The sequence below is a fragment of the Pseudomonas sp. RC10 genome (genome assembly GCF_038397775.1).
In the GTDB taxonomy this organism is placed as follows: domain Bacteria; phylum Pseudomonadota; class Gammaproteobacteria; order Pseudomonadales; family Pseudomonadaceae; genus Aquipseudomonas; species Aquipseudomonas bambusae.
Window position 1 is genome coordinate 5,197,193 of record NZ_CP151650.1, and the last position, 20,481, is coordinate 5,217,673.

Consider the following 20,481-nt stretch of genomic DNA (forward strand, 5'->3'; position numbering starts at 1 on the left):
ACGCAGCCCAAACACCGATCACCTCTTCTTATCCCCCTTCTCAAACGCCGCCTCCAGCGCATCGTTGATCGTGCGCAGCACTTTCACCCGCGCCCAGCGTTTGTCGTTGGCTTCGACCAGCGTCCACGGGGCGATTTCGGTGCTGGTGCGGTCGACCATGTCGCCCACGGCCTCACGGTATTGCGGCCATTTGCTGCGGTTGCGCCAGTCGTCGTCGGTGATCTTGTGGCGTTTGAAGGGGATCTTTTCCCGGGCCTTGAAGCGCTCCAACTGGGTCTGGTCGTCGATGGCCAACCAGAATTTAACGACGACGATGCCCGCGTCAGTGAGCTGTTCTTCGAAGTCGTTGATCTCGCTGTACGCCCTCAGCCAGTCATCCTGTGAGCAGAAACCCTCGACCCGTTCCACCAGCACCCGGCCATACCAGGAGCGATCGAACACGGTGAATTTTCCCCGCGCCGGTATCTGTCGCCAGAAACGCCACAGGTACGGTTGGGCCAATTCGTCCTGTGTCGGCGCGGCAATCGGCACGATGTGGTACTGCCGAGGATCGAGCGCCCCGGCCACGCGTTTGATCGCCCCGCCCTTGCCCGCCGCGTCGTTGCCTTCGAACACCGCGACCAGCGCGTGACGGCGCATGCGTTTGTCGCGCATCAGGCCAGACAACCGCGCCTGTTCGGTGATCAGTTGCTCGTCGTAGTCGTCCTTTTCCAGCGACAGGGTCATGTCCAGATTGTCCAGCAGGCTCAGTTCATCGGTGTTGCTCGGCAACGGCCCGATGTTGACCATGTTGGCGCTGCCTTCCGGGGTCTTCAGCGCGTTCTGCAAGCCTTCCAGCAGCAGGCGGCCAACGGTCAAGCTGCGGTAGTTCGCGTCCACCCCTTCGATCACGTGCCACGGCGCATAGTCGCGACTGGTGCGGCGCAACACCCGCTCGCCGAAGCGCACGAATTTGTCGTACGTCTGGGATTGTTGCCAGTCCAGCGGGCTGATGCGCCAGCTGTGCAGCGGGTCGTCCTTGAGGGTCTTGAGGCGCAGCTTCATCTGCTTTTTGGACAGGTGAAACCAGAACTTGAAGATCACTGCGCCCTCGTCGACGAGCATCTTTTCCAGACGTTCGGCGCCGTTGATCGCCTGGTCGAGCACGGGGTCTTTGAACTGCTTGTGCACCCGGCCCTGAATCATCTGGCTGTACCAGTTGCCGAAGAAAATGCCGATGCGGCCTTTCGGGGGTAGTTGGCGCCAGTAACGCCAGACCGGCGGGTGGGCCAGTTCTTCGTCGGTCTGTTGGTCGAAGGTGCGCACTTCGATGTAGCGCGGGTCCATCCAGTCGTTGAGCAGCTTGACGGTCTCGCCCTTGCCCGCGCCTTCGATGCCGTTGATCAACACGATGATCGGGCGCTTGGCCTGTTCGTGGAGTTCGTATTGGGCTTCCAGCAGGGCTTCGCGAAGGGCCGGGACCTGTGCGTCGTAGGTCTCGTCGTCGATGGTGTGGCCGATTTCAGCGGATTCGAACATGTAGGGCTCCTTTCCAGATCGCTCAAGACTAGCGGATCAGTACAAACGATGTGGGTTGTGACAATGAAACCCTGCCATGGGTCAATCGTCATGCAGCAAGATCGAGGGCGCAGTGGGTTAATATGCCGACCTTGCACCTGCCCACGCGTCCTTTAGTAGCCCAACCATGACCACCCTCCAGCACGCCCAGCTCGACTGGGATGAAAACGGCAACCCGATTTCCCGGGCCTTTGCCGACGTCTACTTTTCCAACGAATCAGGTTTGGCCGAGACGCGTCATGTGTTCCTGACCCAGAACGCGTTGCAGGAACGCTTCACCGCGCTGCCTGCGAACGGGCGTCTGGTGATTGGCGAGACCGGGTTTGGCACGGGGCTGAATTTTCTCTGCGCCTGGCAACTGTTCGATGCCTGCGCGGCCCCCGGTGCGCGGCTGCACTTCGTCAGCGTCGAAAAATTTCCGCTCAGCCGCGCCGACCTCGTGCGCGCCCTGAACCTGTGGCCCGAGCTGAAACCCTTCGCCGACCCACTGCTCGCACAGTACGTCGCGATTCACGAAGGCTTTCAACGGCTGGTGTTCGACGGCGGGCGCGTGACCCTCACCCTGTTGATCGGCGATGCGCTGGAGATGCTGCCGCAACTGGACGGGCCCATCGACGCGTGGTTTCTCGACGGTTTCGCGCCCGCGAAAAATCCGGAAATGTGGACCCCTGAACTGTTTGCCGAACTGGCACGTCTGGCCGCGCCGAACTCGACCATTGGCACGTTCACCAGCACGGGCTGGGTCCGTCGCGCCTTGAACGCGGCGGGTTTCAAGATGAAACGGGTGCCGGGCATCGGGCACAAATGGGAGGTTTTGCGCGGGGTGTTCGTGGGCTGGCCTGAAGCTGCTGCCGCTCCTGCGGCGGCGAAACCCTGGTTTGCTCGCCCCTCTTTCAAGCACGCGGAACGCAAGGCACTGGTGATCGGCGCGGGGCTGGCGGGCTGTGCCACGGCGTCAAGCCTTGCGGCTCGGGGTTGGCAGGTCAGCCTGCTGGAACGTCATGACGACCTGGCGCAAGAAGCGTCGGGCAATCCGCAGGGCGTGTTGTACCTGAAGCTCTCGGCCCACGGCACCGCATTGTCGCAGCTGATCCTCAGCAGCTTCGGCCACACCCGGCGTTTGCTGGAACGGCTTGAGCGAGGCGTCGATTGGGGCGATTGTGGCGTGCTGCAGTTGGCGTTCGACGCGAAGGAAGGCGAGCGACAGGCGCAATTGGCCGAGGCGTTTTCCCCCGGTTTGCTGCATGTGCTGAGTCAGTCTGACGCCGAAGCCGCTGCGGGCGTGGCGCTCCCCAGCGGCGGGCTGTTTTACCCGGAAGGCGGCTGGGTGCACCCGCCCGCGCTGTGTCGGCACCAGGCCAGCATGTCGAACATTCAATTGATGACGCACAACGACGTGGTCGACCTGCGCCGTGACGGTGATGTGTGGCAAGCGTGGGAGGGCCAGCACCTGCTGGATTCGGCCCCTGTCGTGGTGCTGGCCGGAGCTGCGGAGGTCAAACGCTTCCCGGCCAGCGCCGATCTGCCGCTCAAGCGCATTCGCGGGCAGATCACCCGATTGCCCGAAACCGCCGCCAGCCAGTCGCTGAAAACAGTGGTCTGCGCCGAAGGCTACGTCGCGCCGGGTCGCCTGGGCGAACACACCCTCGGCGCCAGCTTCGACTTCAACAGCGACGACCTCACCCCCACCACCGCTGAACACTTGGGCAATCTTGAGCTGCTGCGGGAAATCTCCGCCGACCTGACCGAGCGTTTGCAGGCTGAGCAATTGCCTGTCGACCAGCTGCAAGGTCGCGCCGCCTTCCGCTGCACCAGTCCCGATTACCTGCCCATCGTCGGGCCGCTGGCGGATCGCGAGGCGTTTTTCGAGGCCTACGCGGTCTTGCGCAAGGACGCCCGACAAATCCCCAAAACCGAATGCCCGTGGCTGGACGGGCTGTACGTCAACAGCGGCCACGGCTCACGAGGTCTGATCACCGCGCCGTTGTCCGGGGAATTGATCGCGGCGTGGCTGGACAACGAGCCGTTGCCGTTACCCCGCAGCGTGGCCGAGGCGTGTCACCCGAACCGGTTTGTGGTGAGGCAGTTGATCAGGGGGAAATGAGAGTGATGTGATGCTGGGCGTTCAACCCGGAGCGCCCCCCTGTCCATTGAACGCCTGGATCAACGTAGCCGTCGAAAGCACTAGGCGAAGAGGATCGTGGATCGACGGCACGAATCCCAGCTTGACACGGTAATACTCAGCCGCGACCTGATCCTTTGCGTCAACCACCACGAACGCCACCCCGGAGTGCCTCGACACGGCATGGACGCGACGGAAAACGTCAGACATGAGCCGTCGCCCCAAGCCCGTCCCCTGGACGGTGCAATCGACTGCCAACCGACTCAACAGCACCGCAGGCACCGGGTAGCGAGGCATCTTGCGTTTCTGCTCGTCGGGGAGATCACTCAGTGCGACTGAGGTATTCGCCAGCGCATAGTAGCCTTGCAAAGCCCCGTTTCCGACGTACATGAAGGTGCGTGACACATGACGTTTTTCGTCTTGGCCCGCGTGTTGGGAAATATAGGTATTTAACGAGGGATGACTTTTGCAATCGAATCCGATGCGATCCACCAATCGGTCAAAGCTGACAGTGATGAACTCCATGAAGACCTCCTAACGCACGTTCAGAAGGTCGCGAAGCTCATCTGTAGGTTCTGGGGGGTTATCCAACAGGTTAAAGGCGGTCTCGGCATCCAGTACAGTCATGCTGTCATCGAGTGTCGTGGTCTTTTCCTCATGAGCCATAGAACGAATTGCCAACGCCGCAACGATCTTTCTGAGTTCCGCCAGCTCCCGCTCGACATCAGAAAGATGCGGTGCTCGCGTAGAACGCGGCTTGGACTTCCCGCTCGCCCCATGAGCGCTTTTGGCAAAGCTGTTCCTGGCGTGCTGCTCAATCACGGCACTGGCACTCGAAAGCGCATCGCTGAATGGGAGCTGGTTCCCTTGGGACATTGACGTCTCTTTACCAGCGCCGATCCGCTGACGACGGGATTGAAAAGGTTTGCTCACGATGATGTCTCCCTACAAGACTGCAATGTACAACGTGCCGACTTGATAACAAACAACGGCATCGACGCCAAAAAGAGCATTGGTTCTTGATATTGCCGGAAACAGGTCCCATACGATGACGCCCCGAAATATCCGGCTTAGCGAGGGTTACACCAGCCCCTGGCAAAATCAGCTGGAAATGTATCTATTTCGCTACCCATCTCAACCCGGCAGCTGTTTACATCTCCCCCAGCCAACCCGGTATGCTCCCCCCATCCTTCAATCAGGTGCCTGTCAATGCTGCAAGTCCAAGGCGTGTTCAAGAGCTATGCCACGGCCCAAGGCCCGTTGGCAGTACTGCGCGGGGTGGATTTGCGGTTGGGCCAGGGCGAAAGTCTGGCGTTGATGGGCGAGTCTGGCAGTGGCAAGAGCACGCTATTGCACTTGGTGGCCGGTCTGGATCAGGCGGATCAGGGCAGCATCGAGATCGCGGGCAAGCGTCTGGATCAGATGAACGAAGCGCAACTGGCCAATTGGCGGCGCACTGAAATCGGTCTGGTGTTCCAGCAGTTCAACCTGATCGGCAGCCTCAAGGTCGAGGACAATCTTGCGTTTCAGGCGCGGCTGGCGGGGCGTCATGACGCGGTATGGCAGGCCGAGCTGGTCGAGCGACTGGGCCTTGGCGACTTGCTCAAACGTTACCCCGAGCAACTGTCCGGCGGCCAACAGCAGCGGGTCGCCATCGGTCGTGCCCTCGCCTCGCGTCCCGGCCTGTTGCTGGCAGACGAACCCACTGGCAGCCTTGATGAAAGCACCAGCGACGAAGTCCTGCAATTGCTGCTGGACCTGCTGGTCGACAGCCCCACCAGCCTGTTGATGGTCACTCACAGCCCGAGGGTCGCGGCGCGTCTGAACCGTCAGGTGGTGTTGCACTTGGGCCTACTCGCCGCTGAAGGCGAACGCTGATGCCGGTGTTTTTCTGGACGCTCAAGGCGCTGCTTAGCCATTGGCGGCGCCACCCCGTGCAGTTTTTCAGCGTGCTGACCGGCCTGTGGCTGGCGACCAGTTTGCTCACCGGCGTGCAGGCCCTGAACAGTCAGGCGCGAGAGAGTTACGCCAAGGCCAGTCAGTTGATCGGTGGCGAGCCGCAAAAAGTGCTGGTCGCGCCCAACGGCGCAAATTATTCCCAAGAGCTGTTCGTCAGCCTGCGCCGTGCGGGTTGGCCGGTGTCGCCTGCGTTGCGCGGTCGCATCACCCTGAAAGACATCCCCGATCAACGGCTGGTCTTGCTGGGCATCGAGCCGGTGACGCTGCCGGTCAACACGGCGCTGGCCGGGCAGACGCTGGACACCGCGCAGATCGTCGAATTTTTTACGCCGCCCGGCAGCACCTGGATTTCCCCGCAGACGATGCAAGCGCTGGGGCTGCATGAAGGCGACCGGCCGCTGAGTGAATCCGGCCAGACTCTTCCGCCGTTGCATGCGCAGCCGGACATGGCCCCCGGTCTGCTGCTGATGGACATCGGCTTCGTCCAACAACTGCTGAACCAGCCCGATCAGATCTCGCGGATGATCCTGCCCAGCGACTTCGCCGAAGACCCGCCGCCCCTGCCGGACGACATGAAAGGCGAGCTGGTGATCCGCAAAAGCGGCGAAGACAACGACCTTGGGCGTCTCACCGAAAGCTTTCACTTGAACCTCGACGCGCTGGGTTTTCTGTCGTTCGTGGTGGGCCTTTTCATTGTCCACGCGGCGATTGGCCTGGCGCTGGAGCAACGTCGGGGGCTGCTGCGCAACCTGCGAGCCTGCGGGGTCAGTGCCCGGGGGCTTATCGCCAGTCTGGTGATCGAACTAGGTGCGCTGGCGTTGCTGGGCGGGATTGCCGGGGTCATCAGCGGGTATTGGCTGGCGAGCCTGCTGCTGCCCGACGTCGCCGCAAGCTTGCGCGGGCTGTACGGCGCGGAGCTGGCCGGGCACCTGAATTTGAGCCTCTGGTGGTGGCTCAGTGGTTTGGGTGTCTCGCTGCTGGGCGCCTTTCTCGCCGGGGCCAGCAGCCTGTTGCGGGCAGCGCGCCTGCCGTTGCTGGCCTTGGCCAACGCGCAGGCCTGGCATGACACCCACGCGGGCTGGTTGAAGCGCCAAGGCTGGATCGCGGGCATATCGGCCGTGATTGCGCTGCTCGCCGCGCTGTTCGGCAACAGCCTGGCGGTGGGCTTCGTGTTGATGGCGAGCCTGCTGCTCAGTGCCGCGCTGGGCCTGCCGGTGCTGCTCAACGCCCTGCTTAATGTGTTACTCGGCAAAAGCCGCTCGGTGCTGGGCCAGTGGTTTCTCGCCGATTGTCGTCAGCAATTGCCGGCCTTGAGCCTGGCGCTGATGGCGCTGCTGTTGGCGATGGCGGCGAACATCGGCGCGGGCAGCATGACGTCGGGTTTCCGCCAGACCTTCACCCACTGGCTGGAGCAGCGCCTCAGCGCCGAGCTGTACATCAACCCGCAAACCCCCGCTCAGGCCGCGCCGTTGCAAAAATGGCTGAGCGAACAACCCCTGACCCGCGCCGTGCTGCCCAACTGGCAAGTGTCGCTGCAACTGCGCGGCTGGCCCGCCGAGCTGTACGGCGTGATCGACAATCCGCATTACCGTCAGCACTGGCCGCTGCTGGAGTCTTCCGGGGAGGACCCTTGGGGTCAATTGGCCAAGGACAACACGCTGATGCTCAGCGAACAGTTGGCGCGGCGGCTCAAGGTCAGCGTCGGCGATGAAGTGAAGCTCCCCGCGCCGGACGGCGACTGGCCGCTGAAAGTCGTCGGCATCTACGCCGATTACGGCAATCCCAAAGGCCACATGCTGGTCAACGCCAACCACCTCCTCGAACATTGGCCGGACCTGACGCCCAACCGTTTCAACCTGCGCATCGACACCCGTGCTATCCCGCAATTACTGCGGGTGTTGCACAACAAATTCACCATCGACGACAACCGCATCGTCGATCAGATCCAGCTCAAGGCGTGGTCGCGGCAGGTGTTCGAACGCACCTTTTCCGCGACCGCTGCGCTCAACAGCCTGACCCTGATGGTCGCAGGGGTAGCGCTGTTCATCAGCCTGCTGACCCAGAGCCAGAGCCGCCTCGGGCAACTCGCGCCGCTGTGGGCCTTGGGCGTGACGCGCAAGCAATTGATGCTGCTGAACCTGGCGCAAACCTGGCTGCTGGCGGTGCTCACACTGGTGCTGGCGATCCCGCTGGGGCTGTTGCTGGCGTGGTGCCTGGACGCGGTGATCAACGTGCAGGCGTTCGGCTGGCGGCTGCCGTTGCAAGTGTTCCCGATGCAGCTGCTGCGCCTGATGCTGCTGGCGATGCTCGCGACATTGCTCGCTTCCGCGTGGCCGTTGTATCGCCTGTACCGCACCCGCCCTGCTGATTTGCTGAGGACGTTCGCCAATGAAAATTAAGGCGATGGCCCTGCTGACGGTCGTGCTGTTGATGGCGGGCTGTGACGAAAAAACCGAGGAAGAAAAAGGCTTCGCAGGGCTGGCGGACGATGCGGCGAGCTATGCCCAAGTCACACCGGACAAGCATTTCGTGTTTCCGCTGGACCACGGCGCGCACAACGACTTCCGCATTGAATGGTGGTACGTCACCGCCAACCTCAAGGACGCCGACGGCCAGTCATTCGGCGTGCAATGGACGCTGTTTCGCAACGCCCTGCCCCGCTCGAAAACCGGGCCGCAGGACAACCACGGCTGGAACAACCGCAACCTGTGGATGGGCCACGCCGCCGTGACCTCGGAGGACGAGCACTACGCCGCCGAGCGTTACGCCCGAGGTGGTGTGGGTCAGGCGGGCGTAACACTGGCGCCGTTGTCGGCATGGATCGACGATTGGGGTTTGACCAGCCATGCCAGCGTCGAAGACCCACTGGCCGACATGCAACTGGAAGCCCGTGGGCCGCATTTCAGCTATCGCCTGCACCTGACGTCGAGCAAGCCGCTGGTGCTGCAAGGCCACCAGGGTTTCAGCCAGAAATCCGAACAGGGGCAGGCTTCGTATTACTACAGCCAGCCGTTCTTTCAGGCCGAAGGCAGCGTCGAGATTGACGGCCAGACGTATCAGGTCTCCGGCCCCGCCTGGCTGGACCGCGAATGGAGCAGCCAGCCGCTGACGCAAAACCAGACTGGCTGGGACTGGTTTTCCCTGCACCTGAAAGATGGCTCGGACGTGATGCTGTACCGCATGCGACAACGGCACAACGACCCTTACCTGACGGGCACCTGGATCAACGCCGATGGCAGCACGGAGCAATTGGCGGCGAAGGACATCGAGCTGGAACCTGAAGACACCACCGATGTGCAAGGCCGCGACATGCCCACCCGTTGGTCGGTGAAAATCCCCGGCAAGGGCGTGGACGTGATCGTTGAAGCGCTCAACTCACAAGCGTGGATGGACCTGCAGATTCCCTATTGGGAAGGCCCGGTGCGGGTGAGCGGGAGCCAGAAAGGCGTGGGGTATCTGGAGATGACGGGGTATTGAGCCTTGCGCACATGCAGCTTCTGCCCAGAGCGCAAATCGCTATTGATTCTGGCCGAAGGCCGTAGGAGCGTTGCTTGCTCGCGATCTGTTGCGAAGCGACAGCCAACCCTGTACACGCGGTGCTGACAGACACAACCGAGTTGCCTGATTTTACTGCCCCTTCGCGCCAGATCGTTGGCAAGCCAGCCTCCTACGCCTTCGGCAAAATCACAAGCAGTTCGGCGGTGATCCGGCAGTCTCAGCACCCCCCTTATAACCGATCGTTCTAAAACTCTCGCAATCCGCACCGGTCAGTCTTTGGGTAGCCGGACTTCCCCGGCCACATTCCCCAACGGAAAACCGGTAAGGACTTATGTGCGGATTAGCTGGTGAACTACGTTTCGACAATCAACCTGCGGATCTCGCCGCAGTAGAACGCATCACCCATCATCTGGCGCCCCGTGGCCCGGATGCCTGGGGTTTTCATAGTCAGGGGCCGATTGCCCTGGGCCATCGTCGCCTGAAAATCATGGACCTGTCCGACGGTTCGGCGCAGCCGATGATCGACAGCCATCTGGGCCTGTCACTGGCCTTCAACGGTGCGATTTATAACTTTCCGGAATTGCGCGCCGAGCTGGAAAGCCTCGGCTATCAATTCCATTCCGGTGGCGACACCGAAGTGCTGCTCAAGGGCTATCACGCCTGGGGCGCCGACATGCTCCCCAAGCTGAACGGCATGTTCGCCTTCGCCATCTGGGAGCGCGACAACAAGAGCCTGTTCATCGCCCGCGACCGGCTCGGCGTCAAGCCGCTGTACCTGTCGCGTACTGATAAACGCCTGCGTTTCGCCTCGACCCTGCCTGCCCTGCTCAAAGGCGGCGACATCAGCCCGATGCTCGACCCGGTCGCGCTGAACCATTACCTGAATTTCCACGCCGTGGTCCCTGCCCCGCGCACCCTGCTCGCTGGCGTCGAGAAGATTCCGCCGGCCACCTGGATGCGTGTGAGCGCCGACGGCAAGGTCGAACAAAAAGTCTGGTGGACGCTGCCTTACGGCCCTCACGCCGATGAAGCGAACCTGACCCTAGAAGACTGGCGCGACCGCGTGCTCGACAGCACACGTGAAGCCGTGGCCATCCGCCAACGTGCCGCTGTGGACGTCGGCGTGCTGCTGTCCGGCGGCGTCGATTCCAGCATGCTCGTGGGCCTGTTGCGCGAAGTTGGCGTAAAAGACCTTTCGACGTTCTCCATCGGCTTCCAGGATGCGGGCGGCGAGCGTGGCGACGAGTTCCAGTATTCGGACTTGATCGCCAAGCACTACGGCACGAACCACCATCAGTTGCGCATCAAGGAAAGCGAGATCATCGAGCAGTTGCCTGCCGCGTTTCGCGCCATGAGTGAGCCGATGGTCAGCCACGACTGCATCGCCTTTTACCTGCTGTCCCGCGAAGTCGCCAAGCACTGCAAGGTGGTGCAGAGCGGCCAGGGCGCGGACGAACTGTTCGCCGGGTATCACTGGTATCCGCAAGTCGATGGCGCCAGCGACCCGTATGCGGCCTATCGCGAAGCGTTCTTCGACCGCAGCTACGACGAGTACGCAGCCACGGTTGCCCCGCAATGGCTGACCCAGAACGACGCTGCCGGTGATTTCGTGCGCGAACACTTCGCCATGCCGGGCGCCGATGCGGGTGTGGATAAAGCCCTGCGGCTGGACAGCACCGTGATGCTGGTGGACGACCCGGTCAAACGCGTGGACAACATGACCATGGCCTGGGGGCTGGAAGCACGCACGCCGTTCCTCGACTACCGCCTCGTTGAGTTGTCGGCCCGCGTTCCTGCGCGCTTCAAGCTGCCAGACGGCGGTAAGCAAGTGTTGAAGGAAGCGGCGCGTCTGGTGATCCCTTCCGAGGTCATCGACCGCAAGAAAGGCTATTTCCCGGTGCCGGGCCTCAAGCATCTGGAGGGCGACACGCTGAACTGGGTGCGCGACCTGTTGCTCGACCCGAGTCAGGACCGTGGCCTGTTCAACCCGACCATGCTCGATACGCTGCTGACCAACCCCGACGGTCAATTGACCCCGCTGCGCGGCTCGAAGCTGTGGCAGCTCGCGGCCCTGAACCTGTGGCTCAGCGAACAAGGACTTTGACCGATGAAAGCCAACGCTTCGATCTACAACCAGCGCCTGTTGCGCGGTCAGGCGCCGTCCTACGAGCGTTTGCAGGCGCGCTTCGCCGAAGACGGTAGCTCCCTCAATGACGAGCCCCTGGCCTTGCATTGCGGCTGGGGCCGTCTGCTGATCGGCCACACCTACCCTGATCCTGCGGCACTGGCGAACGAACTGCTTAACGAAAAACCCGGCGAGCGCGACATCGCGTTGTACATCGCGGCGCCGCAGCAGGTGCTGGCGCAATCGCCACAGCAACTGTTCCTCGACCCGTCGGACACCCTGCGCCTGTGGTTCAGCGATTACCGCCCTTCGCAGCGGGTATTTCGTGGCTTCCGGATTCGTCGTGCGCAGAACCAGGCCGACTGGGACGCGATCAACAACCTCTACATCGCGCGCGGCATGTTGCCGATCGACCCGACCCTGCTGACCCCCCGTCATCAGGGTGGTCCGGTGTACTGGATCGCCGAGGACGAGACCACTAATGCGGTGATCGGCAGCGTCATGGGCCTGAATCATCATAAGGCCTTCAACGACCCGGAAAACGGCAGCAGCCTGTGGTGCCTGGCCGTCGATCCGCAATGCACCCGGCCTGGCGTCGGCGAAGTGCTGGTGCGTCATCTGATCGAGCATTTCCAGAGTCGCGGTCTGGCCTACCTGGACCTGTCGGTGCTGCACGACAACCAGCAGGCGAAAAACCTTTACGGCAAGCTCGGTTTCCGCAACCTGCCGACCTTCGCCATCAAGCGCAAGAACGGCATCAACGAAAAACTGTTCCTCGGCCCCGGCCCGCAGGCGGATTTCAATCCGTATGCGCGGATCATCGTCGAAGAAGCCCATCGTCGCGGCATTGAGGTGCAGGTGGACGACGCCGAAGCCGGGCTGTTCACGCTGATTCACGGTGGCCGTCGCATCCGTTGCCGTGAGTCGTTGAGTGATCTGACCACCGCCGTCAGCATGACCCTGTGCCAGGACAAGCGCCTGACCAATAAGGTACTGAAAGCGGCGGGCCTCGAACTGCCGGTGCAACAACTGGCGGGCAATGCTGACGAAAACCTGGCGTTTCTCGACGAGCACGAACGGATCGTGGTCAAGCCGGTGGATGGCGAGCAGGGTCAGGGCGTTGCGGTCGATTTGCGCACCATCGAAGACGTCCAGGCGGCGGTCGAACGTGCGCGGCAGTTCGACTCCCGCGTGTTGCTCGAAAGCTTCCACGATGGGTTCGACCTGCGCATTGTCGTCATCGGGTTTGACGTGGTGGCCGCCGCCATTCGTCGTCCTGCAGAAATCATGGGCGACGGGGGTCACACCATCGGCCAGTTGATCGAAGCCCAGAGTCGTCGTCGTGCTGCAGCGACCGGGGGCGAAAGCAAGATTCCGATGGACGACGAGACCCGGCGTACCGTCGAAGACGCCGGTTTCACCTTCGACAGCGTGCTGCCTGCCGATCAGCGCCTCGCGGTTCGCCGCACGGCCAATCTGCACACGGGCGGCTGCCTGGAAGACGTCACCGCCATCCTCCACCCGGTGTTGAAAGACGCCGCCATCCGCGCCGCCCGCGCCCTCGACATCCCGGTGGTGGGCCTTGACCTGATGGTCCCGGCTGCCGATCAACCGGACTACGTGTTCATCGAAGCCAACGAACGCTGCGGCCTGGCCAACCATGAGCCACAGCCGACCGCCGAACGCTTCGTCGATCTGCTGTTTCCCCATAGCCTGCCTGTTCACGGGTAGACGCAAATCCCTGTAGGAGTGAGCTTGCTCGCGATTACGGTCTTTCAGTGACGAGTTCGTAGCTGACACGCCCCTATCGCGAGCAAGCTCACTCCTACAGAGGGTGATGTATACCGCTTAATTGAGGAGCCCCACCATGACCACTGCAAAGAAAATCCATGAACCGGATCTGAATTACCTGCAGAAAGTCCTGCTGGAAATGCTCGCGATTCCAAGCCCCACCGGCTTCACTGACACCATCGTGCGCTATGTCGCCGAGCGTCTTGAAGAGTTGGGCATTCCCTTCGAACTCACCCGTCGCGGGACCATCCGTGCGACGTTAAGAGGCAAACAGAGCAGTCCCGACCGCGCGGTTTCCGCGCACCTGGACACCATCGGCGCCAGCGTGCGCGAGGTGAAAGACAATGGCCGGCTGGGCCTGGCGGCCGTCGGTTGCTGGTCGAGCCGATTTGCCGAGGGTAGCCGCGTCAGCGTGTTCACCGACACCGGTGTGATTCGCGGCAGCGTGTTGCCGTTGATGGCCTCGGGGCATGCCTTCAACACCGCCGTCGACACCATGCCGATCAGTTGGGATCACATCGAATTGCGTCTGGACGCCTACTGCGCGACTCGCGCTGATTGCGAATCGCTGGGCATTAACGTGGGTGATTTCGTTGCTTTCGATCCGTTGCCCGAGTTCACCGAAAGTGGCCATATCAGCGCTCGTCACCTTGACGACAAGGCGGGCGTCGCGGCACTGCTCGCGGCACTCAAGGCCATCGTTGACAGCGGCGCCGAGCCACCCATCGATTGCCACCCGCTGTTCACCATCACCGAAGAAACCGGCAGCGGCGCGGCGGGCAGTCTGCCGTGGGATGTCAGTGAATTCGTGGGGATCGACATCGCGCCGGTCGCGCCGGGCCAGCACTCCAGCGAACACGCGGTCAGCGTGGCCATGCAGGATTCTGGCGGGCCGTATGACTATCACCTGTCCCGGCATTTGCTGCGTCTGGGTCAGGAAAAAGAGCTGTCGGTGCGCCGCGACCTGTTCCGCTATTACTACAGCGACGCGCACTCGGCGATCACGGCAGGTTACGACACCCGCACCGCACTTCTGGCCTTTGGTTGCGACGCGACGCATGGGTATGAGCGTACGCACATTGACAGCCTCAATACGCTGAGCAAACTGCTGACGGCTTACATCCTCAGCCCACCGGTATTTGCGAGCGATGCGAAGCCGGCCAATGCGTCGCTGGAGAATTTCAGTCATCAGCTGGAGCACGACGCGCAGATGGAATCGGACACGCGCGTGCCTGCGGTGGATACGTTGGTGGGTCAGCGCTAGTGTCCGGTGTCAGGTACGGAATCTGTGCCTGAAATACCGTCGTCGCTGCCGTCGTGCCTCCGGCGTCTCCCACAGATGAATCGGCGTAACGAAATTTCGTGAACGCCACTGGACCTGTGGGAGACGCCGGAGGAACGACGGCAGCGACTGGGGCGGATCAGGCCGCGACAAATGGCCTGACACAGCGCATCAGACGAATCGGAAATCCGACCTGCGTCTGTAGCCTCATTCCCCCGACCACGCTAGCATCCCCGCCATCTGCCCTTCGCAACGACCGAGAACCCCATGCTAATCCCCTACGACCAACTCGAAGCCGACACCCTGACGCGTCTGATCGAGGACTTCGTGACCCGCGATGGCACCGACAATGGCGATGACACACCGCTGGAGACCCGCGTATTGCGAGTTCGCCACGCGTTGAGCAAAGGTCAGGCGGTGATCTTCTTCGACCTCGACAGCCAGCAATGCCAACTCATGCTCAAGCACGAAGTGCCCAAGGAGTATTTCGAAGACTGAGCACGACGCTGTCGTGAAGGGATGTCATCAGGAACCGGAGGGCGGCGTCGCCATCTGCTGCAAGCGCTGGGCAATGCGCCGATAGACCTCGGCACGGTGGATCTTCACGTGCTGCGGGGCATCGATCCCCAAGCGCACCTGATTGCCAGTGATCCCCAGAATCTGCACCGTGATGTCATCACCGATGGAGAAGGTTTCTCCTATTTCCCGCGTCAATACCAGCATCTTTCCTACTCCCTGGGTGGTAACCGAGGGGGCAGGTTGCCGCGCTGGATCCAATGCTTCAATGCGCCTGGAACAAATCAGTCTTGCCCTTCAGAGGGTGGCGGCGGTTGCTGACAGACGCGTCCTACAAACACGTCATTTCGGTCATGAAACCGTTCCGCGGGGGCCCAACAGGATGATCGTCGCGCCGATCACGCAGAACGCGAGGCCGAGCCAGTCCGAGGTCAATGGCCGCGCACGTTCGACCACTGTGAGCCAGGCGATCGAGGTGACGATGTAGATGCCGCCGTATGCCGCGTACGCGCGTCCGGCGTAGGCCGCTTCGACGCGAGTCAGCAACAGTGCGAAAAGGGTCAGGCTGATCAGCGCAGGAATCACCCATAGCGCGCTTTTCCCCTGACGCAACCACAGCCAGAAGCCGTAGCATCCGGCGATCTCGAACAAGGCGGCGAAGAAGAACCACAAGTAATTGAGCACGATGGAATCCCTTCAAGGGTGGCCGGAAAGATGCGCGCCACCCTATCAGATAAATCAGACGTGAACGTCAGCCAACGGACTTGGCCTTGGCGCGCATCTTGTCGGCCATATTGGCCATTTCGTCGTAAATCGCGTGGGGGTTTTGCTGCTTGATCTGCCAGGCCACGCGGCCTTGTTCGTGGGGCAGGATCATGAATTCGCCCTTGGCAACCTGATCGTAAATGTAGGCAGCAATGTCGCTGGCGGTGATCGGCGAGCTTTCTAGCAACTTGCCGACCTGGGCTTTCATCGCCGGGGTCGGGCCGCGGAACGAGTCCAGCAGATTGGTCTGGAAAAACGACGGGCACACCACATGAACGCCCACTTCCTGTTGACGCAGTTCCACCAACAGGCTCTCCGACAACGCCACCACGCCCGCCTTGGCCACGTTGTAATTGCTCATCGCCGGGCCTTGCATCAGCGCGGCCATCGACGCGATGTTGATGATCTTGCCCTTGCTTTGCTCCAGCAGCGGCAGGAACGCCTTGCAGCCTTTCACCACGCCCATGAGGTTGATCGCGATCTGCCAATCCCAATCCTCCAGCGACAGTTCACCAAAGAACCCGCCCGACGCCACGCCCGCGTTGTTGACGATGATGTCGATGCCACCAAACCGCTGCTCACAGGCCTGTGCGAAAGCGGTCAGTTGGCTGTAATCGCGCACATCGCAACGCTGAATGAAACCGTCGCCCCCCGCTTCACGCACCCGATTCAAGGTTTCTTGCAGGCCTGCGTCGCTGACGTCTGACAACGCCAGTTTCCAGCCTTCACGTGCCCAGCGCAGCGCGATTTCACGCCCCAGGCCGGAACCTGCGCCAGTGATCATGATGCGATTTTGCATAGCCATTGCCTTGTCGATTGCGGGGAAGTGGCCTCAGTGTAAACAGACACATTGTCCGACAACCCCTCCATTGACTGGCTGAATATGCGAGGCAAACCGGCGCCTCAGGCTGCGCCGCGTCGGCCCCGCCAGCGGGTGATGACGCATAGGTAAGCAGCAAGATTGACCACAACAACGATGACGCCCAGGCCGATCTGAATCTGCGGGGTCAGGCCTGCGGGGTAGATCAGCGGGATGAGGTAGTGGCCGATGAAATCCCCTTCGTACCCGGCAGCACCAGCTTTGAGCCGCAGGCTGTTTTCCAGCGGGGTCAGCGGGCAGTACAGGTGCAAAAACTCCACCGCCATGCCCCAGGCGACGGCTGGCAGGTGCAACACGACCCATACACGGCGGTGCAACACCAGAAGTGCACCGAACATGACGAACAGAATGAACGTTAGATGGAAGACGACCACGGCATCCGCCATCACCGAATAAAACATAGCTTGCTTCCTAATTAAGGGGTTTTGGCAACTTCGTGACCGGCGCTGAAAATGTTAGTTCCGCGCTTATTGCCAGTACATGAGGTTAGCCGGGATCGAATACACGGGTTTTAATATTCACCCTTTCACTTCAAGCGATTGATTTTTATCACAATTATAAAAATGTTATTTTTTATTTCCTCTCATCCGAACCTTTTGTTCCGGGCCAGAGTCGGATTATTCAAGCACTACAACTTTTCACGAAGTTGGCGAACGCTTGAACGGCATTGCCATTTACCAAGATCACAAGAAGGAACTCGTCATGGGCATCGGCACAATTCTGATCATCATCCTCATTCTCCTGTTGGTCGGCGGTCTTCCGGTCTTCCCTCACTCCAGAAGTTGGGGTTACGGGCCATCGGGGATCATCGGTACGATCCTGGTGATTCTGCTGATTCTGGTGTTGCTTGGCAGGATATAACCGCCCCGCCGCCAGCGAAAAACCCCACTCTTTGTAGTGGGGTTTTTTATTGGGCTTCGGGTCTGGGCTGCTGGGTTTTGTGTGTATATCCAAATGCGGTGGTGTTGCTGATTACGGTTCTGCCTAGGGGCAGAAGATTTCGCCTCCGGCGAGTTACTTGGAAAAGTCGGATTGCCGCACCACCCCCAAGTAACCAAGGGTGCCTGCTCCTGGTTTGGCTTCGACTTCGTCGAAGTCCCCTCACTCCGGCGACGCTCCGTGGGCCCGCCGCGAAGGGCCATCCATGGCCCAGCGCGGCTCTCGCGGCATCCATGCCGCTCGACCCACTCCGCGTCGCCTGCGTTCAGCCTGCACCCAAGTCGCGTTCGGCAGCGTCTGGAATTTCTCGGTACAAGATCAAAAGCCAAAGCCAAAGCCAAAGCCAAAGCCAAAGCCAAAGCCAAGCGACGCGTCTGGCTCTTTTAGGTTGAGCGCAATCCTGTGCAGCTCCGCCATCCCCCTGTAGGAGCGAATTCATTCGCGAGACGGCGGTACATCCGATACATCTCCATCGCCTGTCCCTTTTTTCGCGAATGAGTTCGCTCCTACAGTTGCTCTGCGGCGCTCCGAAGCCTTCATCAACACCGACCCACCGCTTTCGCTGCCGTCGTAACCTCCGGCGTCTCCCACAGGGATAGCGTCAAGATTCGAACTTAGCGTTCGCTTTCGATCTTGATCTTGATATTGATCTTGATCTTGATCTTGGGACGCGCCCTCACAGACACCGCAGAACGCGACTTGGGTGCAGGCCGAACGCAGGCGGCGCGGAGTGGGTCGAGCGGCATGGATGCCGCGAGAGCGCCGCTAGGACATGGATGTCCGTTCGGCGCGGGCCCACGGAGCGTCGCCGGAGTGAGGGTACTTCGACGAAGTCGAAGCCAAACCAGGAGCAGAGCCTTTTGGTTACTTTTTGGCTCTTGAAAAAGTGACCCGCCGTAAGGGCGGAACCCATATCAGCAACACCACCGAAATTGGATATACCCCCAATCTCAGCCAATAAAAAAACCCCACTACAAAGAGCGGGGTTTTTCATTTCAAACGCTAACTCGGATCAGTGAGAAACCGCCCCACTCGCCCCCAGACCGGTCTGCGAACGCACGAACTGCGGGAAGAACAACGCACGTTCACCCTCGGCCGCTTTCGACTTGTCAGTGATCGAGAAGAACCAGATCCCTACGAACGCAATGATGATCGAGAAGAACGCCGGGTACTCGTACGGGAAGATCGCCTTCTCGTGATGCAGAATCTGCACCCAGATGGTCGGGCCAAGGATCATCAGCACCACGGCACTGATCAAGCCCATCCAGCCGCCGATCATCGCGCCGCGAGTCGTCAGGTTTTTCCAGTACATCGAGAGCAACAACACAGGGAAGTTACAGCTCGCCGCGATGGAGAACGCCAGGCCGACCATGAACGCAATGTTCTGACTTTCGAACGCGATGCCCAGCACGATGGCGACGATCGCCAGCGCAACCGTAGTGATCTTCGACACGCGGATTTCATCTTTCTCGTTGGCTTTGCCCGCCTTGATCACGCTGGCATACAGGTCGTGAGACACCGCCGACGCACCGGCCAGGGTCAGACCGGCTACCACCGCCAGAATGGTCGCGAACGCCACCGCCGAGATGAAGCCCAGGAACAGGCTGCCACCGACCGCGTTGGCCAAGTGCACCGCCGCCATGTTGTTACCGCCCAACAGAGCGCCTGCGGCATCTTTGAACATCGGGTTGGTGCTGACCAGCAGGATCGCGCCGAAGCCGATGATGAAGGTCAGGATGTAGAAGTAGCCGATGAAGCCAGTCGCGTACAGAACCGATTTACGGGCTTCTTTCGCGTCGCTCACTGTGAAGAAGCGCATCAGGATGTGTGGCAGGCCAGCCGTACCGAACATCAGGGCCAGACCCAGGGAGAACGCCGAGATCGGATCTTTCACCAGACCGCCGGGGCTCATGATGGCCTCGCCTTTCGGGTGAACCTTCACGGCTTCGGAGAACAGCACGTTGAAGTCGAAGTTGACGTGTTTCATCACCATCAGCGCCATGAACGAGGCACCGGAGAGCAGCAAGACTGCTTTGATGATCTGCACCCAGGTGGTCGCCAGCATGCCGCCGAACAACACATACAGGCACATCAGGATACCGACCAGCACCACCGCGACGTTGTAGTCGAGGCCGAACAGCAGCTGGATCAGCTTGCCTGCACCGACCATTTGCGCGATCAGGTAGAACGCCACGACCACCAGCGAACCACAGGCGGACAGGGTACGGATTTCCTTCTGCTTCAGGCGGTAGGACGCCACGTCAGCGAAGGTGTACTTGCCCAGGTTACGCAGGCGTTCGGCGATCAGGAACAGGATGATCGGCCAGCCGACGAGGAAGCCGATCGAATAGATCAGGCCGTCGTAGCCGGACGCGTACACCAGGGCCGAGATACCCAGGAAGGACGCTGCCGACATGTAGTCACCGGCGATGGCCAGACCGTTCTGGAAACCGGTGATCTTGCCGCCCGCCGCGTAGTAGTCCGCCGCCGATTTGTTTTTCTTGGCCGCCCAGTAGGTCACGCAGAGCGTGGCGCCGACGAAGATCACGAACATGACGATCGCGGCAACGTTGAGCGGTTGTTTTTGCACGGCACCGGTCAGGGCATCCGCCGCCCAGAGAGTCGGTGCGAAGGCCGCCAGGCCCAAAGCTGCAAACAGGCGCCGGATCATTGTTGTGCCTCCTTCAGGATCGCGTTGTTCAGCTCATCGAACTCGCCGTTTGCACGACGAACGTAGATGGCGGTCAGCACGAAAGCGGAAAGGATCAGGCCCACGCCGATTGGCATTCCCCAGGTGATGGATGAAGTGGCGCTGAGTTTGGCGCCGAGAATCTGAGGCCCATACGCAATCAAAAGAATGAAAGCGGAATAGAGCCCAAGCATGATCGCCGAGAGGATCCAGGCGAATCGTTCCCTTTTCGAAACCAGCTCCTTGAAGCGCGGGCTGTTCTGAATCGAGAGGTAAATGCTGTCGTTCATTGTTTTTGTCCTCGCAGCACAGATGGATGTCACGTATTCCACTTTAGCTGGCTCTAGGCCGCGCTCCA

Annotated in this window: 18 protein-coding genes; 9 read left to right on the plus strand and 9 right to left on the minus strand. The window is 60.9% G+C overall.

Translation table 11 applies throughout. The annotated features are described in order from the left end of the window. Positions 1–18: 18 nt before the first annotated feature. Positions 19–1,518 carry a polyphosphate:AMP phosphotransferase gene (pap, locus tag AAEO81_RS23620; protein ID WP_341959458.1) on the minus strand — a complete coding sequence of 500 codons (1,500 nt, stop codon included), beginning with the start codon at positions 1,516–1,518 and terminating at the stop codon, positions 19–21. A 166-nt stretch (positions 1,519–1,684) separates the two neighbouring features. On the opposite strand from pap, the gene mnmC reads away from it, so the two are divergent. Beyond that, a complete protein-coding gene (gene mnmC, locus AAEO81_RS23625) occupies positions 1,685–3,661 on the plus strand; it encodes a bifunctional tRNA (5-methylaminomethyl-2-thiouridine)(34)-methyltransferase MnmD/FAD-dependent 5-carboxymethylaminomethyl-2-thiouridine(34) oxidoreductase MnmC (RefSeq protein ID WP_341959459.1) in 1,977 nt (658 codons plus the stop codon). Between the two features lie 21 nt (positions 3,662–3,682). Here mnmC and AAEO81_RS23630 read toward each other — a convergent pair whose 3' ends face one another. Next, positions 3,683–4,204, minus strand: a complete 522-nt coding sequence (locus AAEO81_RS23630; RefSeq protein WP_341959460.1) for a GNAT family N-acetyltransferase — start codon at positions 4,202–4,204, stop codon at positions 3,683–3,685. Positions 4,205–4,213: 9 nt separating this feature from the next. Beyond that, the gene (locus tag AAEO81_RS23635; RefSeq protein ID WP_341959461.1) at positions 4,214–4,612 is read right to left on the minus strand and encodes a hypothetical protein; all 399 of its coding nucleotides are present in this window, start codon (positions 4,610–4,612) and stop codon (positions 4,214–4,216) included. 276 nt (positions 4,613–4,888) lie between these two features. On the opposite strand from AAEO81_RS23635, the gene AAEO81_RS23640 reads away from it, so the two are divergent. From AAEO81_RS23640 to AAEO81_RS23670, 7 genes are all read left to right on the plus strand, one after another. Beyond that, entirely contained in the window at positions 4,889–5,557 is a 669-nt protein-coding gene (locus AAEO81_RS23640; protein WP_341959462.1) for an ABC transporter ATP-binding protein, read from the plus strand. After that, positions 5,557–8,037, plus strand: a complete 2,481-nt coding sequence (locus AAEO81_RS23645) for an FtsX-like permease family protein (RefSeq protein ID WP_341959463.1) — start codon at positions 5,557–5,559, stop codon at positions 8,035–8,037. The genes AAEO81_RS23640 and AAEO81_RS23645 overlap by 1 nt, the downstream gene beginning before the upstream one ends. Beyond that, a complete protein-coding gene (locus tag AAEO81_RS23650) occupies positions 8,027–9,115 on the plus strand; it encodes a lipocalin-like domain-containing protein (RefSeq protein ID WP_341959464.1) in 1,089 nt (362 codons plus the stop codon). The genes AAEO81_RS23645 and AAEO81_RS23650 overlap by 11 nt, the downstream gene beginning before the upstream one ends. Positions 9,116–9,467: 352 nt before the next feature. Then, positions 9,468–11,240, plus strand: a complete 1,773-nt coding sequence (locus AAEO81_RS23655; RefSeq protein WP_341959465.1) for an N-acetylglutaminylglutamine amidotransferase — start codon at positions 9,468–9,470, stop codon at positions 11,238–11,240. 3 nt (positions 11,241–11,243) lie between these two features. Further along, complete coding sequence (gene ngg, locus AAEO81_RS23660; protein ID WP_341959466.1) at positions 11,244–12,992, plus strand: N-acetylglutaminylglutamine synthetase; 1,749 nt, start codon at positions 11,244–11,246, stop codon at positions 12,990–12,992. Between the two features lie 136 nt (positions 12,993–13,128). Further along, a complete protein-coding gene (locus AAEO81_RS23665) occupies positions 13,129–14,316 on the plus strand; it encodes an osmoprotectant NAGGN system M42 family peptidase (protein WP_341959467.1) in 1,188 nt (395 codons plus the stop codon). Between the two features lie 285 nt (positions 14,317–14,601). Continuing rightward, positions 14,602–14,832 (plus strand): YheU family protein, encoded by a 231-nt coding sequence (locus AAEO81_RS23670; protein WP_341959468.1) that lies wholly within the window; start codon positions 14,602–14,604, stop codon positions 14,830–14,832. Between the two features lie 27 nt (positions 14,833–14,859). Here AAEO81_RS23670 and csrA read toward each other — a convergent pair whose 3' ends face one another. The 4 genes from csrA to AAEO81_RS23690 all read right to left on the minus strand — a co-directional run bounded on the left by csrA (position 14,860) and on the right by AAEO81_RS23690 (position 16,896). Beyond that, complete coding sequence (csrA, locus tag AAEO81_RS23675; protein ID WP_341959469.1) at positions 14,860–15,057, minus strand: carbon storage regulator CsrA; 198 nt, start codon at positions 15,055–15,057, stop codon at positions 14,860–14,862. 144 nt (positions 15,058–15,201) lie between these two features. After that, the gene (locus tag AAEO81_RS23680) at positions 15,202–15,534 is read right to left on the minus strand and encodes a YnfA family protein (protein WP_341959470.1); all 333 of its coding nucleotides are present in this window, start codon (positions 15,532–15,534) and stop codon (positions 15,202–15,204) included. Between the two features lie 67 nt (positions 15,535–15,601). Further along, positions 15,602–16,414, minus strand: coding sequence for an SDR family oxidoreductase (locus AAEO81_RS23685; RefSeq protein WP_341959471.1), 813 nt, complete (start codon positions 16,412–16,414; stop codon positions 15,602–15,604). 104 nt (positions 16,415–16,518) lie between these two features. After that, entirely contained in the window at positions 16,519–16,896 is a 378-nt protein-coding gene (locus AAEO81_RS23690; RefSeq protein ID WP_341959472.1) for a DUF2784 domain-containing protein, read from the minus strand. A gap of 301 nt (positions 16,897–17,197) precedes the next feature. Here AAEO81_RS23690 and AAEO81_RS23695 point away from each other — a divergent pair, with 301 nt between their 5' ends. Beyond that, on the plus strand, positions 17,198–17,356 hold the full coding sequence (locus AAEO81_RS23695; RefSeq protein WP_020290439.1) for a DUF3309 family protein: 159 nt from the start codon (positions 17,198–17,200) through the stop codon (positions 17,354–17,356). A 1,090-nt stretch (positions 17,357–18,446) separates the two neighbouring features. Here the strand turns inward: AAEO81_RS23695 and AAEO81_RS23700 are convergent. Together AAEO81_RS23700 and AAEO81_RS23705 are read right to left on the minus strand one after the other, a co-directional pair. Further along, on the minus strand, positions 18,447–20,105 hold the full coding sequence (locus AAEO81_RS23700; RefSeq protein WP_341959473.1) for a cation acetate symporter: 1,659 nt from the start codon (positions 20,103–20,105) through the stop codon (positions 18,447–18,449). Continuing rightward, a complete protein-coding gene (locus AAEO81_RS23705; protein ID WP_166593358.1) occupies positions 20,102–20,413 on the minus strand; it encodes a DUF485 domain-containing protein in 312 nt (103 codons plus the stop codon). Before AAEO81_RS23705 ends, AAEO81_RS23700 begins: the two co-directional genes overlap by 4 nt. Positions 20,414–20,481 lie beyond the last annotated feature (68 nt).